Origin of the sequence: Ruania rhizosphaerae (genome assembly GCF_009805705.1) — a bacterium.
Lineage (GTDB): Bacteria > Actinomycetota > Actinomycetes > Actinomycetales > Beutenbergiaceae > Ruania > Ruania rhizosphaerae.
The window spans coordinates 89,777-106,359 of sequence record NZ_VSMB01000014.1 but is presented as its reverse complement, the minus strand read 5'-3'; the positions used below and the strand labels follow the sequence as shown (position 1 = coordinate 106,359).

The following is a 16,583-nucleotide window of genomic DNA, read 5'->3' as shown; positions in this document are numbered from 1 at the left end:
CCCGCCCAAGCCCTCAACCAACTCCTCACTGTCGCAACGACCACTTGACATTGGGGGTTGATTTTCGACACTCAAGCCACCCTCGCGGTCGGACCCGGACGAATAAGCCGTCCTCTACCGGAATTGCACGTCGATGTGGCGGTTGGGCCAGACGGCTCAACCGCCACATCGACGTGCAATTCCGGCGTTCGGGTGAGTTACTTGATGGCTCCCATCGAGAGGCCGCGCACGAGCTGCTTCTGCGCAACCCACCCGGCGATCAGCACCGGCAAGGACGCCAGCAGGCTCGCGGCGGAGAGTCGAGCCAGGAACAAGCCCTCACTGGTCATCGTGGAGGTGATGAAGATCGGCACCGTCGCCGCCCGGGCCGCCGTCAGGTTGAGGGCGAAGAAGAACTCGTTCCAGGCGAAGATCACGCAGATCAAGCCCGTCGCAGCCAGACCGGGGGCCACCATCGGGATGAGCACCGTGCGCAGCGTCCGCATGAGCCCAGCACCGTCCATGGACGCCGCCTCCAGCACCTCACCGGGAATCTCCTGGAAGAACGAGCGCATCATCCATACCGCGATCGGCAGGTTCATGGCCGTGTACAGCACCACCAGGGTCCAGATGGTGTCCAGCACGTGCAGCCGCCCGGCGATCACATAGATCGGCACGATCACTGCCACCACCGGCAGCATCTTCGTGGACATGAAGAAGAACAGCACGTCCTGGGTCTTCTTCACCGGCCGGATCGCCAGCGCATACGAGGCCGGCACTGCCAGCGCGATCACGAGCAAGGTGGACACGCCCGTGGCAATCAGGGAGTTCGCGAAGTACACCCCAGCCCCGCCCTCGATCACGGCCCGGAACTGATCCAGCGTGGGCGTGAAGAACCAGGTCGGCGGGTTCGAGGCCGCCTCGGCTTCCTGTTTGAACGCCGTCAGGGCCATCCAGGCGACCGGGAAGAAGAACGCGATGGCGATCACCCAGGTGAGCGCGGTCAGCAACCCGCCACGCACGCCCTCACCACGGTCACGGCGAGCTGGCCGGGCCCCACCGGGGGCGCCCGAACTACGGATCTCAGGGGACGTCGTCGTCATGATCAGTCCTTCTGCTCGAAACTGCGGAAGATCAGGCGCAGGGCGAAGGTGGCCACGATGATCGTGGCGATCACCACCACCACGCCCATGGCTGCGGCCTGACCGATGTCGAAGCCGAGGAACGCCCGCTGGTAGATGTAGAACGGCAGGTTCGCGCTCGCCGTCCCGGGACCGCCGGCGGTCATCAGGTAGATCTGGTCGAAGGTGTTCACGACGTAGATCGCGCCGAGCAGCACGCCCAACTCGATGTAGCGGCGCAGCTGCGGCAGCGTGATGGACACGAAGGTCTTGCCCCAGCCGGCACCGTCCATCTGTGCTGCTTCGAGCACGTCCTTGGGCTGGGCCTGCAGCCCTGCCAGCACCAGCAGCATCATGAACGGGGTCCACTGCCACACCAACGCGATCAGAATGCTCAGCACCGGGTAGGTGGAGGTCCAGTCCACCGCGTCCATCCCGACCAGGCCGATCAGCCAGTTCACCATGCCGTAGGTGGGGTTGAGCATCGAGACGCTCCAGATCATCGCCCCGGCCACCGGCATGATCAGGAACGGGGTGATCAGCAGCGTGCGGGCCAGGCCCTGGCCCACGAACTTGCGGTCCAGCAGCAGTGCCAACCCGATTCCGAGCAGCATCGCTGCCGCCACGCAGCCGAGCGTGAAGATCACGCTGTTCACGGCGGCACCGCGGAACGTGGAGTCCGCGAACAGATCGGCGTAGTTGGTCAGCCCCACGAACCGGTCCGTACCCGGGCGCAACAGGTTCCACGAGCGCAGCGAGTACCAGATGGTCACCAGGAACGGCACCTGGGTGACGATGATGGTGAAGATCAGCGCCGGAAGCAGCGGGGCGCGGCGGCGCCACGCCTCGGCGCGCTCGATCTGCGCGGGAGTCTTGGACGCCCCGCGGCGCGCCGCCTCCCGGCGGTGGTGACTCTCGACGAGGGTGCTCATCTCAGCCTTCTTCCTGGTACGAGTCGGCCACCGTCTCGGCGTACCGCTGGGACTGCTCGAGGGCTTGGTCCACGGTGATCTGGCCGGCGATCGCCGCGGACATCTGCTGACCCACACGGGTACCCAGGTCTTGGAACTCGGGGATACCGACGAACTGGATGCCCGGGTAGGGAACCGGCTCCGTGAAGCTGTTCTCCGGACTTGCCAGCCCCATGGAGGTCAGGGTCGGCTCGGAATATGCCTGGGCGATCTCGGCATATTCGGGAATCTCATAGGTGGACAGGCGGCTACCCGGCGGCACCCGTTCCCACCCGAGCTCGTCGCCCACCAGCTGGATGTAATCCGGGCTGGTCATCCACGAGACGAAATCCCAGGCGGCGTCGGTGTGCTCACTGGTGGTCGGAATGGCCAGCGACCACGAATACAGCCAGCCGGCAGACTCGGTCTCCTGGACCGGGGCGGGCACATAGCCGACGTTCCCTGCGACCGTAGAGGATGAGGGGTCCTCCACGCTGGAAACCATCGAGGTGGCGTCGTACCACATGGCGGCGTTGCCCTGGGAGAACCGGGTCAGGCAGTCGCCGAACCCGGAGGTGGCGGCGCCCGGCTGACCGTAGTCGCGCACGAGGCTCACGTAGTCGCTGACGGCGGCATGGACTTCCGGAGAGTCCAGCTGAGCGTTCCAATCGGCGTCGAACCAGCTGCCGCCGTAGGTGTTCATCACCGTGGTCAAGGGAGCCATCACCTCACCCCACCCGGCCAGCCCGCGCAGGCAGATCCCGGAGAAGCCTGCCTCCGGGTCGTGCAGCTGAGCGGCAACGTCGCGGACCTCGGCCCAGGTCGGGCGTTCCGGCATGGTGAGCCCCTGCTCGGCGAACACGTCCTCGCGATAGGCGAGGAAGGAGGACTCACCGTAGAAGGGGACCGAATACAAGTCCCCGTCATAGGACAGTGCCCCGGCCACGCTGGGCACGAAGTCCTCGGGGGCATATCCCTCGGTCGCCTCGGCGTAGGGCTGGAGATTCTCGATCCACCCGTTCGCGGCCCACATCGGGGTCTCATAGTTGGAGATCATCACCACGTCGAACTCGCCGCCGCCGGTCGCCACCGACGCAGTGATCTTCGCGCGGGCCTCGTTCTCGGGAAGGCTCACAAAGCGCACATCGATGTCCGGGTGCTCGGCACGGAACTCGTCCTGAAGCGAGATCGCATCCTGCATCTGCGGGTTGGAGACGATCGCCACGACGATCTGCTCCTGGCCCTCTCCCCCGCCGACCGCGCCGGCTCCGGCGCATCCGGCGAGGGCGAGCGAGGCGACGCCGGCGAGGGCCGCAGCCCGCCGTCGCGTCGAGGACCGTGGGCGGTGGGGTGGATCTGCTGATCCGGCCAGCGCGGATCCTGATAGGTGGATGGGGAACATCGTCGTCCTCACGTCGGTGTGGCAGTGGCGCACCTAGAACTTCGCCACTCATCTGAGCATCACCGTTCGCTCATCTGTCGATGGTTACAGTAGTCCGATACACTCAGATGAGCAAGACCTTCATCATCATTTGTGAGAGTGGAGCCGATACTGTGGACAAGGACGAGCTCGCGCTCATGCGCGATGTATGCATCGACTTCCACCTCGAGGGCAAGTCCAAGGTCGAGATCGCCAAGGAACGAGACCTCTCCCGGTTCCAGGTGGCGCGCCTGCTCAACACCGCCCGCGAACGCGGGATCGTCCGGATCTCCATCGCCCTCCCGGAGGAATCCGACTCCGACCTCGGCGCTCGAGTCTCCGCCGACCTGGGAGTACGGGTCATCATCAGCCCGTCACATTCGGACCCCTCACAGCGACGCGACCTGCTCGCGCGGACCGTGGCCGACACGATCCGCGACCGCGTGCGGGACGGGATGACGGTCGGCATGTCCTGGTCACGCACGATCGAACGAGCCACGATGCACCTGGATCACCTCGAGCGCTGCGAGATCGTCCAGCTGGTCGGCGCGATGCCAGTGGCCGACAGCGGTGACTCAGTCGAGATGATCCAGCGCCTCAAGAGCCTGCGAGGGGTGCGCACGTGGCCCATCTGGGCGCCACTCGTGGTCCGCGATGCGGCCACGGCCGCCGGATTGCGTGAGCAGCCCCAGATCGCCGAGGCCCTCACGCGCGCCGACGCCCTCAATCTTGCTGTGGTGGCGATCGGCGGCTGGTCACGCCAGGCCTCGACGGTCTACCCGAACATCACCCCGGCCGACCGGGAAGAGGCGGAGGCGAGCGGCGCCGTCGGGGAATGCTCAGGGCGGCTCTTCGACGCCGAGGGGCACGACGTACACACCGCGCTCGACGAGCGGGTCGTGGCGGTTCGCCTCGATCAGCTGCGCCGCACCCCCGAGGTGGTGGCGTGCGGCTTCGGTGCGGGGGTTGCTCCGGCCGTGCGGGCCGCCGCGCTGGGGAGCATCGCCTCCACTCTCGTCCTCGATGCCGAGTGCGCCCGGGCGCTGGTGGAGCAGCAGGACTGACGCTCCGGCGCGCTCAGCCGTCGATGAGGTCGGCGACGGTCGCGCGCGCCCCGCGGGCATGGAACGAGTCCAGTGCCCAGCGGTAGGCCTCGACGAAGCGCTCGTGATCGACCAGATCGCCGAACAGATCCCGATCGCGCAGAAATGCCACGTCATCCTCAGACCGGCGCAGCGCCGCTGCGTGGACGCGGTCGGCAAGGCGGTCCACGATCTCGATCGGTTCACCTTGCTCGTCGACACCTTCGGCGTACCGAGCCCAGCTGGCGACGACGGCCGCCGACAACCGGATCTCGCCACCACTGGCGAGGTTGTCCCGGATGACCGGGACCAGCCAGGTCGGGATCCGATCGGAGGACTCCGCGCACAGCCGGGCGACGGTGTCGCGCACGCCCGGGTTGGAGAACCGCTCGATCAACGTCGATTTGTAGTCGTCCAGATCCACGCCGGGCACAGGACGCAATGTGGGCGTGGCCTCGGTGTCCATGTAGGCACGCAGGAAGCGGGCGAAGAGTTCGTCCTGGCACACCTCGTGCACGAGCCGGTAGCCCGAGAGGTAGCCGACATAGGCCAGCGCCTGGTGGCTGGCATTGAGCAGACGGAGCTTCATCAGCTCGTAGGGTTCGACATCCTCGACCACCTGCACACCAGCATCCTCGTACGAGGGCCGGCCCGCGGCGAAACGATCCTCGAGCACCCATTGAGTGAACGGCTCGGTGACCACCGGCCAGGCGTCCCCGATCCCGAGCTCGTCGGCGACGAGGGTGCGGTCGGCATCGGTGGTGACCGGGGTGATGCGGTCCACCATGGAGTTCGGGAAGGGAACGTGGGACTCGATCCAGTCCGCGAGCTCGGCATCCTTGGCGCGGGCGAAGGCGGAGAACATCCGGTGAGCGACCTCGCCGTTGCCCTGGATGTTGTCGCAGCTCATGACCGTGAAGGGTGCCGTTCCGTTCTCGCGGCGGCGCCGTAGCGCCTCGACGACGTAGCCGAAGGAGGTCGACGGCGTCGCCTCAGGTGCGAGGTCTGCCCGGACGGCCGCGTTGGTCAGGTCGAACTCCCCCGTGACCGGGTGCACGTTGTAGCCACCCTCGGTCACGGTGAGCGAGACGATCCTGACCGCCGGGTCGGTCAGCCGCTCGAGCGCGGCCTCCGGGTCATCGGGGGCGAAGACGTAGTCGACGATCGAGCCGATCACTCTCGCCTCGTTGTGACCGTCGGCGTGCTTGACCACCAGCGCGTAGAGGCCGTCCTGACCGAGGAGCGCGTCGCGCATCCGAGCGTCCCCCGGGAGCAGGCCGAGCCCGCAGATCGCCCAGTCGTGCGCCTTTCCTTCGCCCATCAGCCGGTCCAGGTACATCGCCTGGTGGGCCCGGTGGAAGCCGCCCACGCCGATGTGGACGATGCCCACCCGGAGCTCGGAGCGGTCGTAGTCCGGCACGGCGACCGCCGGATCGAGGTCGCGCAGATTCTCGTCGTTGAGGGAGGTCATCTCGGCTCCTTGCGTGGTCGTCGAGACGACGATATCAGATGAGCACAATCCCGAACTCAGATGAGCACAGCGGCGATGTGCGGTGCTAGCGCCCGGAAGGCCTTCCCTCGATGGGAGATGGCGTTCTTCTCCTCGGCCGTGAGCTCGGCGCACGAGCGGTCCTCGCCGTCGGGCCGCAGGATCGGGTCGTAGCCGAAGCCGCCGGTCCCCCGGCGCTGTGTCAGCAGTGTCCCCCGCAGCTCGCCGACCTCGACATGTTCGGTGCCGTCCGGTGCCACCAGGGCCGCCGCGCACACGAAGCCGGCCGCGCGATGCTCGGCGGGGACGTCGGCGAGCTGGGCGAGCAGCAGATCGAGGTTCGCTGCGTCGTCACCGTGCCTGCCCGCCCACCGGGCGGAGAAGATCCCCGGCGCCCCACCGAGCACGTCCACGGCGAGGCCGGAATCATCGGCCACAGCAGCGACACCCGTATGCGCGACGAGCGCACGCGCCTTGATCAAAGCGTTCTCAGCGAAGGTGACACCGTCTTCAACCGGCTCCCTCGCCCCCACCTCACCGGCACCGACCACGCCCTCGGCCGGTACCCCGGCGGCGTGGAGAATGGCCTTGAGTTCAGCCACCTTGTGTTGGTTGTGCGTGGCGAGCACCAGCCGAGCGCTCGCCTCTGCGCCCTGCTGCCCGTGCGCCGTCATGCGAGCGGCCCCGGCGCGCCGCGGCGGCTGAGCGGTGCTGCCAGCTCCTGCTCCTGCAGCTGCGCCAAGCGCGCAGTGCCGGCGACCGCGAGGTCGAGGAGGGAGTCGAGCTCGGCGCGATGGAACGGCGCCCCCTCGGCCGTGCCCTGCACCTCCACGAACGAGCCGGCGCCCGTCACCACGACGTTCATATCCGTCTCGGCACGCACGTCCTCGACGTAGGGGAGATCGAGCATCGGCGTTCCGTCGATGATGCCCACGCTGACGGCGGCCACGGAGTCGGTCAGCACGGTGGCACCGGGCTTGACCGCCCCGTTCTCCCGGCCCCAGGCGATGGCGTCGGCGAGGGCCACATAGGCGCCGGTGATCGCGGCGGTGCGGGTTCCGCCGTCGGCCTGCAGCACGTCGCAGTCGAGGACGATCGTGTTCTCACCGAGAGCGGAGACGTCGATGATCGCGCGCAGCGAGCGGCCGATCAGGCGGGAGATCTCGTGAGTGCGTCCCCCGATCTTCCCCTTGACGGACTCACGGTCCGAGCGAGAGTTCGTGGAGCGGGGAAGCATCGCGTACTCGGCGGTCACCCAGCCCAGGCCCGACCCCTTGCGCCAGCGTGGGACGCCCTCGGTGAAGGATGCGGTGCACAGCACCCGGGTGCCGCCGAACTCGACCAGCACGCTCCCCTCGGCCTGGTCGGACCAGCCGCGGTGGAAGGTCACGGGGCGGAGCTCGTCGGGGCGGCGGCCGTCGGCGCGGGTGGCGGGTGCAGTAGTGCTCTCAGTCATGCGATCGAGCCTACGGCAGCGGCCAGCACCTCCCTGCCGCGGGCCGGGGCGCCAGCCGGATCCACGTGGCGCGGGGCCCGGCGCGGATGCCGTGGAGACTGCCGTACAACAGCGAATCGCTCGTCGATCTGGTGGTCACGCCACCAGATCGACGAGCGATTTCCTATCCGCGCCTACCTCCAGCCGGATCAGCCGGTGTTCTGCAGCCCTGCCGCCACACCATTCATGCTGAGCAGCATGAGCCGGCGGATCGCCTCGTCGTGCTCGCTGTCGGCTGAGTCCTCCGCACGCAGCGTCCGCAGTGCCCGCAGCTGCAGCAGCGAGAGGGCATCGACGTAGGGGCTGCGCAGCATCACCGCGCGGCCGAGCACGCGGTGCCCGGCGAGTAGCCGCTCCTGCTCGGTGATGTCCACGATCCACTGCTTGGTGAGGGCGAGCTCGTCCAGCACCAGCTGCGCGAGGTCGTCCCGCTCCCCCAGCGCCAGGTACCGGCGGGCGATCCGCTCGTCGGTCTTGGCCAGCGACATCTCGACGTTGTCGATCATCGTGGCGAACAGCGGCCAGCGCTTGTACGCGTCCCGCAGCCGCTCCACGTCACCGACACCGGCGAGAGCGGTGCCGAGACCGAACCAGCCGGTGAGGTTGATGCGCGCCTGGGTCCATGCGAACACCCACGGGATCGCCCGCAGGTCCTCCAGGGACTCCATGCTCAGCCCACGGCGGGCGGGGCGCGAGCCCAGCGGCAGCCAGCCGACCTCCTCCTGCGGGGTGACCTCACCGAACCAGGCCGGGAACCCGTCGGTGTGGACGAGCTCGTAGAACCGGTCCCGCGACACCTTGTCCATCGTGGCGGCGATATCGGCGAAGTCCCGCGCGGCGGTGGAGTTGCGCTCCTCGATGGCGGGGGTGGACTGCAGCAGGGTGGCGGCGGCCACCTGCTCGATGTGACGCTGGGCGATCACCGGGTCGCCGTACCGGGCGAAGATGACCTCACCCTGCTCGGTGAGCTTGAACCGACCGTCCACCGAGCCCGGGGGCTGAGCGAGCACGGCGCGGTTGGCGGGGCCGCCACCCCGGCCGAGCGCACCACCGCGGCCATGGAAGAGCGTGAGCTTGATGTCGTGCTTGGCGGCCCACTGCGCGATGCGCTCCTGCGCGTCGTAGAGGGCCAGCGTGGCCGAGACCGGTCCGACGTCCTTGGAGGAGTCGGAGTAGCCGAGCATCACTTCCAGACGGCGTCCGGTCGCCTCGAGCCGCGCCTGCACCTGGGGAAGGGTCAGCATCTCCTCCAGCACGTCGGTGCTGGCCTGGAGGTCGGCGAAGGTCTCGAACAGCGGGATGACGTCCAGCGTGGGGGCGCCCTCAGCGGAACCGAGCGCCTCCTCCGCGAGCCGGTAGACGGCTGCGATGTCGGCGGCGCAGGTGGTGAAGGAGATGATGTAGCGGTGCGCGGCCAACTCACCGTGGCGCCGCTGGATGGAGGAGATGGTGCGCAGGGTCTCCAGCACTTCCTGACTCATCGGGCTCAGCTCGCCGCCGGAGTCGATGTCCTCCAGGGTCTGATTGTGCACCTTGGAGTGCTGGCGCACCTCGAGCTCAGCGAGGTGGAATCCGAAGGTCTGTACCTGCCAGATCAGGTCCTGCACGTCGCCATAGGCCTGACGGGCATCACCAGCGGCCACGAGAGAGGACTGGACGACGGCCAGGTCGGCCAGAAGCTCTTCAGGTTGGTCGTAACCGAGGTCGGCGTCCCGGCGGCGGGTGGCGGCGATCCGCTCGGCGATCACCAGCATCACGCGCCGGTACGGCTCGTTCGGCGACTTGCCGGCCACCTCATCGGTCAGTTCGGTGGAGAGCTGACGCTGGCGGTTCCACAACCCTTCGAGCTCCTCCGAGGCCGGAGTGGTGTCCGCACCGAGGGTGAGCGCGCGCCCGACCCGGTCGGCCGCCTCCTCCAGCGCGGTCAGCACATGCTCGGAGGCGATGGCCGCCGCCGAGCGGGTGATGGAGGAGGTGACGTTCGGGTTACCGTCCCGGTCGGCGCCGATCCAGCTGCCGAGGCGTACGAACGCGGGCGCCTGCAGTGGTGCCGGTGAGTCCGGGTCCTGCAGGAGCGCATCCACCTTGCGGTACATCTGCGGCAGTGCGCTGAACAGGGTCTGGTCGAAGATGCCCATCGCGGTGCGCACCTCGTCCAGCGGGGTGGGCTTGGTGCTGCGCAGCGGCGAGGTGCGCCACAGGCGGTCGATCTGGGAGAGCAACTGACGGCGGTTGCCCTCCAACCCGGCATCCCCCAGCCGCGGATCGTCCCGCTCGGCGAGCAGCTCGGAGATACTGCGGATACTCGCGGCCACCGCACGGCGCCGGGCCTCGGTGGGGTGCGCCGTCAGGACGGGACGGAACTCGATTCCGTCCAGACGCCGTCGGGCCTCGTCCTCGCCGACCTCCTCGGTCAGGAAGGCCCAGGCGCCCTGCAGCGAGTCCTCCGGAGCACGGCCGGTGGCCGCCTTCCCGCTCTCGCGGGAGCGCAGTGCGCGCACACGGTGGAACTCCTCGGCGAGGTTCACCAGGTGGAAGTAGCAGGTGAAAGCGCGGGCCACCTTCTCGGCCCGGTCGAGGGTGAAGGACTCCACCAGCTCCTCGGCGCGGGCGAAGGCGTCGCTTCCGGCGTCGTCGTAGGCGGAGATGGTCAGTTCGCGTAGCCGCTCGACGTCGGCCAGCAGTTCGGGTCCACCGCTCTCGGTGAGCACTGTTCCGAGCATCTCACCGAGCAGGCGTACGTCGTGCCGGAGTGCGTCTGGCATCTCGAGCACTGCCCCCGTCCGGGAGCCGGTGGCGATCCCGTTCGCGGGTGTGGTCACGGTCGCTTCGGATGCATCGGTCATAGCGGGAGACTACCGAGCCTTTACCACTCCGTGACACCCACGTCTGGTGCGTGGACGATCACACCTCCGCCATCGCCTCACCCGATCGCGCCTGGCGATAGGTGCCTGAGCAGACCTGCGGAGTATCGCCGGGAACGGCATGATCGCAGCGCTCGACGCGACCCGCGGGTCCATACGCGCCCACGCCCGCTCACCGCACTCGATCAGCTGCTCATCGGGTGCACGGTGGGATGTGTCACACCCGCCACATCGCCCCTGGACGCGCGAGCTCCACCGGCCCGCCGTACTCGCTACCCGCCTCGGCCGCGACGGCACTGCTGTCCACCCAGGGCTGGATGTGGGTCAGCAGCAACTGCCGCGCGGCGGCCCGGGCGGCACTCTGGCCAGCCCGCCGGCCGGTGAGGTGGATGCCCCGGGGCGCCGAACAGGGCTCACTGAACGCGGCCTCGCAGAGAAACAGGTCGGCCCCGCGGGCGGCCTCGATCAGCCCGTCGCAGGTGTCGGTGTCGCCGCTGTAGGTCAGGACCACGCGGCCGCCGTTCTCGCCGGGTCCCTCGATGCGGATGGCATAGGCAGGCACTGGGTGGCGAACCTCATGCACCCGGATGACCATCGGGCCGATGCGCACCTCCTGGTCTGGGACCCAGGAACGGAACTCGAACTCGCCGTCAACCGTCTCCCCGTTACCGCAGACCTGGGCGATCCGGTCGGCGGTCTCGGATGGACCGTAGACCGGCATCACCGGGTACGGCCCCTGGGGCCCGTACCTCAGGTACACGTGCATCGCGGCAGCATCGACCATGTGGTCGGCGTGCAGATGCGAGAACAACACCGCATCCACCGATGCAGGCTCGACCTGCCCCAACAGCTGCCCGAAGGCACCGGATCCCAGGTCGAGGACCACGCGCCAGGTGCGGGTGCCGTCGTCGGCCTCCACCAGGTAGGACGAGGACGCCGAGTCCGGAGCGGATACCGAACCTGAGCAGCCGAGAACGATGAGTCTCACGGGTGCATCACCGCCGGGATCTCACCGGTGATCTCGGCTGCCGACTCCGCGCCGACCTCGGGGCCGAGGAAGCGCCGCGCGAGCTGGGTGAAGGCGGCGGGTTCTCCCGTGCTGAGGAAGGCGTGGGGGGCGGGCGCTTCGTCGCTGCGCTCGAGCCCGTGCGCGACCAAGGCGGCGTAGACGTCCTTGGCGGTCTCCTCCGCACTGCTGACCAGCGTGACAGCGTCCCCCACCACGTACTGGACCACACCGGTCAGCAGGGGGTAGTGCGTGCACCCCAGCACAAGCGTGTCCACGTCCGCCGCCAGCACCGGCGCGAGATACTCCCGCGCCACCCCCAGCAACTCCGGGCCGGACGTGATACCTCGCTCGACGAACTCCACGAACCGTGGGGCCGCCGTCGCAGTCAGTTGCAGGTGCGGTGCGGCGGCAAAGGCGTCCTCATAGGCGCGCGAGTCGATGGTGGCCCGCGTACCGATCACACCGATGCGCCCCGACCGGGTAGCGGCGACCGCACGCCGGACGGCGGGCTGGATCACTTCGACCACCGGGACGCCCCGGCCGATCGTGTACCGCTCACGCGCATCTCGCAGCACGGCGGCCGAGGCAGAGTTGCAGGCGATGACGAGCATCTTCACCCCGGAGGCGACGAGGTCGTCCATCACCGCCAGCGCATGCGCGCGCACCTCGGCGATCGGCAACGGCCCGTAGGGACCATGCGCCGTGTCGCCTACATAGCGCACGGATTCGTTCGGCAGCTGGTCGATCACGGCCCGCGCAACCGTCAGGCCTCCGACACCAGAGTCGAAGATGCCGATGGGTGCGTCGCTCACCTCCACGAGGGTAGGCCCGCTGGCCCGGGCACGCACCGCTCAGCGGTCGAGTGTGGGCAGCATCACCTGCAGCAGCGACTCCTGCAACCAGGTCAGGGCGGAGTAGAGCATGCCGAGCGCCTCGCGGATCTCATCCCGTTCGCTGTGCCGGGACTGCTGCCCGGTCCGTGGCGAACCCAACGCCTCATGGAGCTCCTCCGCGTCCTCCTCGGTGCGGATCCCGAGCCGTTCGGCCACCACCAACCGGACGTCGTTGAGCGCACCCGCCCAGTCCATCGCATGCTCCGGCGACACCCGCACCTCATCGCCAGGAGCCTGCAAGGCAGCCCACACCATCCTCAATCGCGCCGCCTTCGTCTCCCGCAGATCGGCCTCGGTCAGCCGGCGGAACTCGGCCGAGACCTCCTCATCGGTGACACTGGCGTCAGGCAAAAGCCGAGCCAGTGCCGGGTCACTGGGGGTGGCGATCCCATCAGCAGACCACGTCAGGAAGGCCAGCGGGTCAGCACCGTCCCCACTGGGGCGGGCTGCGCCGTCAGGGGCTTCCCGGGAAATCGGTGTGCCGAGCAACTCACAGGTATCGGCCACCACGCGGGCGAGGATGGTGCGTTCATCCGGACTCACCTCGGCCACGAACGCCCCCCGACGGCGGACGAAGGCTCGCATCAGTCGCCGTCCTGGGCGAGTGTGGCCCAGAGCCCGAAGGAGTGCATCGCCTGCACGTCCACCTCCATCTGTTCCCTGCTGCCGTGCGAAACGGCGCTGCGTCCCTCGTGGTGCACCTGCAGCATCAAGGTCCTTGCCTTCTGCTCCGAGTAGCCGAAGTAGCTACGGAAGACGTAGGTGACATAGCTCATCAGGTTCACCGGATCGTTCCAGACGATGGTGCGCCACGGCCGATCGGGCGCGATCGCTTCGGCAGCATCGGTGACGGACTCGGTGTCCGGCGTGCTGACGGGGGTGCTGGCGACGACCATGGCCCCCAGCGTACGGATCCGTGCGCGCCGAGGCAGCCCGGTACCGGCACCTCGATCGACCCGGGGCCGTTACCGTTGCCTCATGTCCGCGTCACAGAGGGGCACCCAGCCCAGTACGGCCCTGCTCACCGACCGCTACGAGCTCACGATGCTGCAGGCTGCGCTCGCCGACGGAACAGCGTCCCGGCGATGCGTCTTCGAGGTCTTCACCCGGCGCCTGCCTGCCGGACGCCGCTACGGCGTGGTGGCCGGAACCGGGCGCGTGCTGGAGGCGCTGAGTACCTTCCGATTCGCCGACGCCGAGCTGGAGTTCCTCCGCGAGGGCGGCATCGTGAACGACCAGACGCTGGAGTTCCTCGCGAACTACCGCTTCACCGGAGAGATCCACGGCTACGCCGAGGGTGAGGTGTTCTTCCCCGGCTCTCCGTTGATGACGGTCGAGGCATCATTCGCCGAAGGTGTGCTGCTGGAAACGCTCGTGCTCTCCATCCTCAACTACGACTCGGCAGTGGCCTCCGCAGCGTCCCGGATGACCAGCGCCGCGGGCACCCGGCCGTGCCTGGAGATGGGTGGTCGGCGCGCACATGAGTACGCTGCGGTCGCCGCCGCGCGGGCTGCCGTCGTGGGCGGGTTCGCGGGCACGTCCAATCTGGAGGCGGGCCGCCGGTACGGTCTGACCACGATCGGCACTGCCGCACACGCCTTCACCCTGCTGCACGACGACGAGCCCTCGGCATTCGCCTCCCAGGTGGCCTCCTTCGGAGATGCCACCACACTGCTGGTCGACACCTACGACATCGCCGAGGGGGTGCGCCGGGCGATCGCAGCCGCCGGAACCGGCCTGGACGCGGTGCGCCTCGACTCCGGAGACCTCGGCATGGTGGCCCGGGAGGTACGCGACCAGCTCGACTCGCTCGGCGCCGCCGGTACGAAGATCGTGGTCTCTTCCGACCTGGACGAGCACGCGATCGCCTCCCTCGCCGCCGCACCGGTCGACTCCTACGGTGTGGGCACCTCGGTGGTGACCGGTTCCGGGGCGCCGACCTGCGGCATGGTCTACAAGCTGGTCCAGCGCGAGAACAGCGACGGCGTGATGGAGCCGGTGCAGAAGGCCTCCGCCTCGAAGTCGAGCGTGGGTGGGCGTAAGGCCGCCGCGCGCCGGGTGGACACTGCCGGCCGGGCAGTCGAGGAAGTCGTGGTCAGCGGAGCGGTCGCCGGGTGGGAGCCCGCCGAGGACGGTCTGCGCGGGTTGCATGTGCCCCTCGTCCTGGACGGCGTCGTGCAGCCGGGATTCACCGGTTCCGACGGCGTCACTCAAGCGGCCGAACGCCACCGCACCTCGCGAGCCGAGCTGTCCCCGTACGCGCGCCGCCTCTCGGCCGGGGATCCCGCGATCGCGACCACGCACATCGCGGTCTGAGAGACACCCAAGGTCGACCCGCCTCGCTCCGGGGCCGAATAATCGACCCCTGAGGCGAGTTGACCCTGAGTTTCAGCCCCCTCTCCACAGCGCGAACTCGCCCGCTCGTCTCACGTCCGTGAACGCGGCGCCGTCAGGACTGACCGACGAACCAGCGCCGGACCTTGGCGATACGGGTGCGCAGGTGCTCCGCGGACGCCGTCGCCACGTCTCCTCCGCCGGAGTGCTCGCGCAGGCGGGTATGCACCACCCCGTGCGGGGTGCCACTGCGCCGGGCCCACGCCTTGACCAGCTGGTTGAGCTCCTTGCGCAGTTCAGCCACGACCCGATGGTCGTCCACCGGCGCAGGTTCGGCTGCACCCTTCTGACGGCGTGCGGCCACGTGGTCCGCCTGTCGCGAGCGCAGCAGGGTGGTCACCTGGTCGGCATCCAGCAGCCCGGGAATACCGAGGAAATCCTGTTCCTCCTCCGATCCCAGCTCGGCACCCATGCCGAACTCGCCGCCGTCGAAGAGCACCTTGTCGAAAGAGGCCTGCGCCTCGAGCGCCTCGAAGCCGGGGAGCATGAGGTCATCGGACGCCTTCTCCTCCTTGTTCGCCGCAGCGAGCTCCGCGTCCTCGGCGGCGAAGATCTCGACCGCCTCATCCCCGACGCTCTTGCGATCCAGGGCGTGATCGCGCTCGGTCTCCATCTCGTTCGCCAGTGCGAGCAGGATCGGCACGGACGGCAGGAAAATCGACGCGGTCTCACCACGCTTACGCGCCCGGACGAAACGTCCGACCGCCTGGGCGAAGAACAACGGGGTAGCGGTGGATGTCGCATACACACCCACGGCCAGACGCGGCACATCGACTCCCTCGGAGACCATCCGCACCGCGACCATCCACCGCTGGTCACCCTGGGCGTACTCTTCGATCCGGCGAGAGGCGTCGGAGTCGTCCGAGAGCACGACGACGGGAGCCGAACCGGTGATCCGCTGCAGGTGCGCGGCATAGGCACGCGCTTTGGTCTGGTCGGTCGCGATGACCAGGCCCCCGGCGTCGGGCACATGCCTGCGTACCTCGGTCAGGCGTCGGTCGGCCGCCATGAGTACGGAGGGAATCCACTCCCCCTCCGGGTCCAGGGCCGTGCGCCAGGCCTGTCCGATCAGGTCCTTGGTTAGCGGCTCACCCAGCCGCGCGCTCACTTCGTCCCCAGCCTTCGTGCGCCAGCGCATCTGCCCGGAGTAGGACAGGAAGATCACTGGACGCACGACGTGGTCGGCCAGTGCGTCGCCGTACCCGTAGGTGTGGTCGGCCCGGGAGCGGCGGATTCCGTCGGCGTCGGGTTCGTAGGTGATGAACGGGATCGGTGAGGTGTCCGAGCGGAACGGCGTGCCGGTGAGGGACAGCCTCCGGGTCGCGGAGTCGAACGCCTCCCGGATGGCGTCTCCCCAGGAGAGTGCGTCACCGGCGTGATGCACCTCGTCCAGGATCACCAGCGTGCGTGCGGCGTCGGTACGGGCACGGTGCAGGTGGGGGTTGGCGGCGACCTGGGCATAGGTGAGAGCGACGCCGTCGTAGGCAGAGCCGTGACGCCCCTGGGCGTTACGGAAGTTCGGGTCGATACGGATCCCGACCCGCCCGGCCGCGTCGGCCCATTGGGTCTTCAGGTGCTCGGTCGGCGCGACGACCGTCACCCGCTGCACGACCCGCTGTTCCAGCAGCTCGGTGGCCACGCGCAGTGCGAAGGTCGTCTTCCCGGCACCTGGGGTCGCCACGGCGAGGAAGTCGCGCGGGTTGCGCTCCAGATAGGACTCCAGCGCAGCCGCCTGCCAGGCGCGCAACCGGGAGGCCGTGCCCCACGGTGCTCGTGCGGGGTAGGCGGGTGGAAGGTTGGAGGCCGCACTGGTGGACCCTGCCGAACCTGTTGATCCGGCTGGAGAGGTCGTGGTGTTCGCAGTGATGGCCGAGGAACTCGGCCCGG

The 16,583-nt window shown here is 68.7% G+C and carries 14 protein-coding genes; 2 read left to right on the top strand and 12 right to left on the bottom strand.

Features of this window, described 5'->3' with window-relative positions:
• Positions 1-197: 197 nt before the first annotated feature.
• Genes FV560_RS17030 through FV560_RS17020 form a run of 3 tightly spaced genes read right to left on the bottom strand, consistent with a single transcriptional unit; the run spans position 198 to position 3,452 of the window.
• Positions 198-1,082, bottom strand: coding sequence for a carbohydrate ABC transporter permease (locus tag FV560_RS17030; protein WP_159622765.1), 885 nt, complete (start codon positions 1,080-1,082; stop codon positions 198-200).
• A gap of 2 nt (positions 1,083-1,084) precedes the next feature.
• Entirely contained in the window at positions 1,085-2,032 is a 948-nt protein-coding gene (locus FV560_RS17025) for a carbohydrate ABC transporter permease (protein WP_159622764.1), read from the bottom strand.
• Position 2,033: 1 nt separating this feature from the next.
• Positions 2,034-3,452 carry an ABC transporter substrate-binding protein gene (locus FV560_RS17020; protein ID WP_159622763.1) on the bottom strand — a complete coding sequence of 473 codons (1,419 nt, stop codon included), beginning with the start codon at positions 3,450-3,452 and terminating at the stop codon, positions 2,034-2,036.
• Positions 3,453-3,559: 107 nt separating this feature from the next.
• Between FV560_RS17020 and FV560_RS17015 the strand changes: the two genes are divergently transcribed.
• A complete protein-coding gene (locus FV560_RS17015) occupies positions 3,560-4,534 on the top strand; it encodes a sugar-binding transcriptional regulator (protein WP_159622762.1) in 975 nt (324 codons plus the stop codon).
• A gap of 13 nt (positions 4,535-4,547) precedes the next feature.
• On the opposite strand, the gene FV560_RS17010 is transcribed toward FV560_RS17015, so the two are convergent.
• The 8 genes from FV560_RS17010 to clpS form a co-directional block, all read right to left on the bottom strand.
• Entirely contained in the window at positions 4,548-6,023 is a 1,476-nt protein-coding gene (locus tag FV560_RS17010) for a mannitol dehydrogenase family protein (protein WP_159622761.1), read from the bottom strand.
• 56 nt (positions 6,024-6,079) lie between these two features.
• A complete protein-coding gene (gene rdgB / locus FV560_RS17005; protein ID WP_159622760.1) occupies positions 6,080-6,715 on the bottom strand; it encodes an RdgB/HAM1 family non-canonical purine NTP pyrophosphatase in 636 nt (211 codons plus the stop codon).
• Positions 6,712-7,497, bottom strand: coding sequence for a ribonuclease PH (rph, locus tag FV560_RS17000; protein WP_159622759.1), 786 nt, complete (start codon positions 7,495-7,497; stop codon positions 6,712-6,714). Before rph ends, rdgB begins: the two co-directional genes overlap by 4 nt.
• A gap of 188 nt (positions 7,498-7,685) precedes the next feature.
• Positions 7,686-10,382 (bottom strand): phosphoenolpyruvate carboxylase, encoded by a 2,697-nt coding sequence (locus tag FV560_RS16995; RefSeq protein WP_420853383.1) that lies wholly within the window; start codon positions 10,380-10,382, stop codon positions 7,686-7,688.
• 235 nt (positions 10,383-10,617) lie between these two features.
• A complete protein-coding gene (locus FV560_RS16990; RefSeq protein ID WP_159622758.1) occupies positions 10,618-11,388 on the bottom strand; it encodes an MBL fold metallo-hydrolase in 771 nt (256 codons plus the stop codon).
• Entirely contained in the window at positions 11,385-12,221 is an 837-nt protein-coding gene (gene murI, locus FV560_RS16985) for a glutamate racemase (protein WP_159622757.1), read from the bottom strand. The genes FV560_RS16990 and murI overlap by 4 nt, the downstream gene beginning before the upstream one ends.
• Positions 12,222-12,260: 39 nt before the next feature.
• A complete protein-coding gene (locus FV560_RS16980) occupies positions 12,261-12,887 on the bottom strand; it encodes a DUF2017 domain-containing protein (protein ID WP_159622756.1) in 627 nt (208 codons plus the stop codon).
• Positions 12,887-13,198 carry an ATP-dependent Clp protease adapter ClpS gene (clpS, locus tag FV560_RS16975; RefSeq protein WP_159622755.1) on the bottom strand — a complete coding sequence of 104 codons (312 nt, stop codon included), beginning with the start codon at positions 13,196-13,198 and terminating at the stop codon, positions 12,887-12,889. Before clpS ends, FV560_RS16980 begins: the two co-directional genes overlap by 1 nt.
• An 82-nt stretch (positions 13,199-13,280) precedes the next feature.
• Here clpS and FV560_RS16970 point away from each other — a divergent pair, with 82 nt between their 5' ends.
• The gene (locus tag FV560_RS16970) at positions 13,281-14,618 is read left to right on the top strand and encodes a nicotinate phosphoribosyltransferase (RefSeq protein ID WP_159622754.1); all 1,338 of its coding nucleotides are present in this window, start codon (positions 13,281-13,283) and stop codon (positions 14,616-14,618) included.
• A gap of 133 nt (positions 14,619-14,751) precedes the next feature.
• Here FV560_RS16970 and FV560_RS16965 read toward each other — a convergent pair whose 3' ends face one another.
• Entirely contained in the window at positions 14,752-16,563 is a 1,812-nt protein-coding gene (locus FV560_RS16965) for a DEAD/DEAH box helicase (RefSeq protein ID WP_159622773.1), read from the bottom strand.
• Between the last annotated feature and the right edge of the window lie 20 nt (positions 16,564-16,583).

Coding starts and splice junctions, on each gene's coding strand:
- FV560_RS17030 (WP_159622765.1), bottom strand. CDS start 1,082: ATGACGACGACGTCCCCTGAGATCCGTAGTTCGGGCGCCCCCGGTGGG.
- FV560_RS17025 (WP_159622764.1), bottom strand. CDS start 2,032: ATGAGCACCCTCGTCGAGAGTCACCACCGCCGGGAGGCGGCGCGCCGC.
- FV560_RS17020 (WP_159622763.1), bottom strand. CDS start 3,452: ATGTTCCCCATCCACCTATCAGGATCCGCGCTGGCCGGATCAGCAGAT.
- FV560_RS17015 (WP_159622762.1), top strand. CDS start 3,560: ATGAGCAAGACCTTCATCATCATTTGTGAGAGTGGAGCCGATACTGTG.
- FV560_RS17010 (WP_159622761.1), bottom strand. CDS start 6,023: ATGACCTCCCTCAACGACGAGAATCTGCGCGACCTCGATCCGGCGGTC.
- rdgB (WP_159622760.1), bottom strand. CDS start 6,715: ATGACGGCGCACGGGCAGCAGGGCGCAGAGGCGAGCGCTCGGCTGGTG.
- rph (WP_159622759.1), bottom strand. CDS start 7,497: ATGACTGAGAGCACTACTGCACCCGCCACCCGCGCCGACGGCCGCCGC.
- FV560_RS16995 (WP_420853383.1), bottom strand. CDS start 10,382: ATGACCGATGCATCCGAAGCGACCGTGACCACACCCGCGAACGGGATC.
- FV560_RS16980 (WP_159622756.1), bottom strand. CDS start 12,887: ATGCGAGCCTTCGTCCGCCGTCGGGGGGCGTTCGTGGCCGAGGTGAGT.
- clpS (WP_159622755.1), bottom strand. CDS start 13,198: ATGGTCGTCGCCAGCACCCCCGTCAGCACGCCGGACACCGAGTCCGTC.
- FV560_RS16970 (WP_159622754.1), top strand. CDS start 13,281: ATGTCCGCGTCACAGAGGGGCACCCAGCCCAGTACGGCCCTGCTCACC.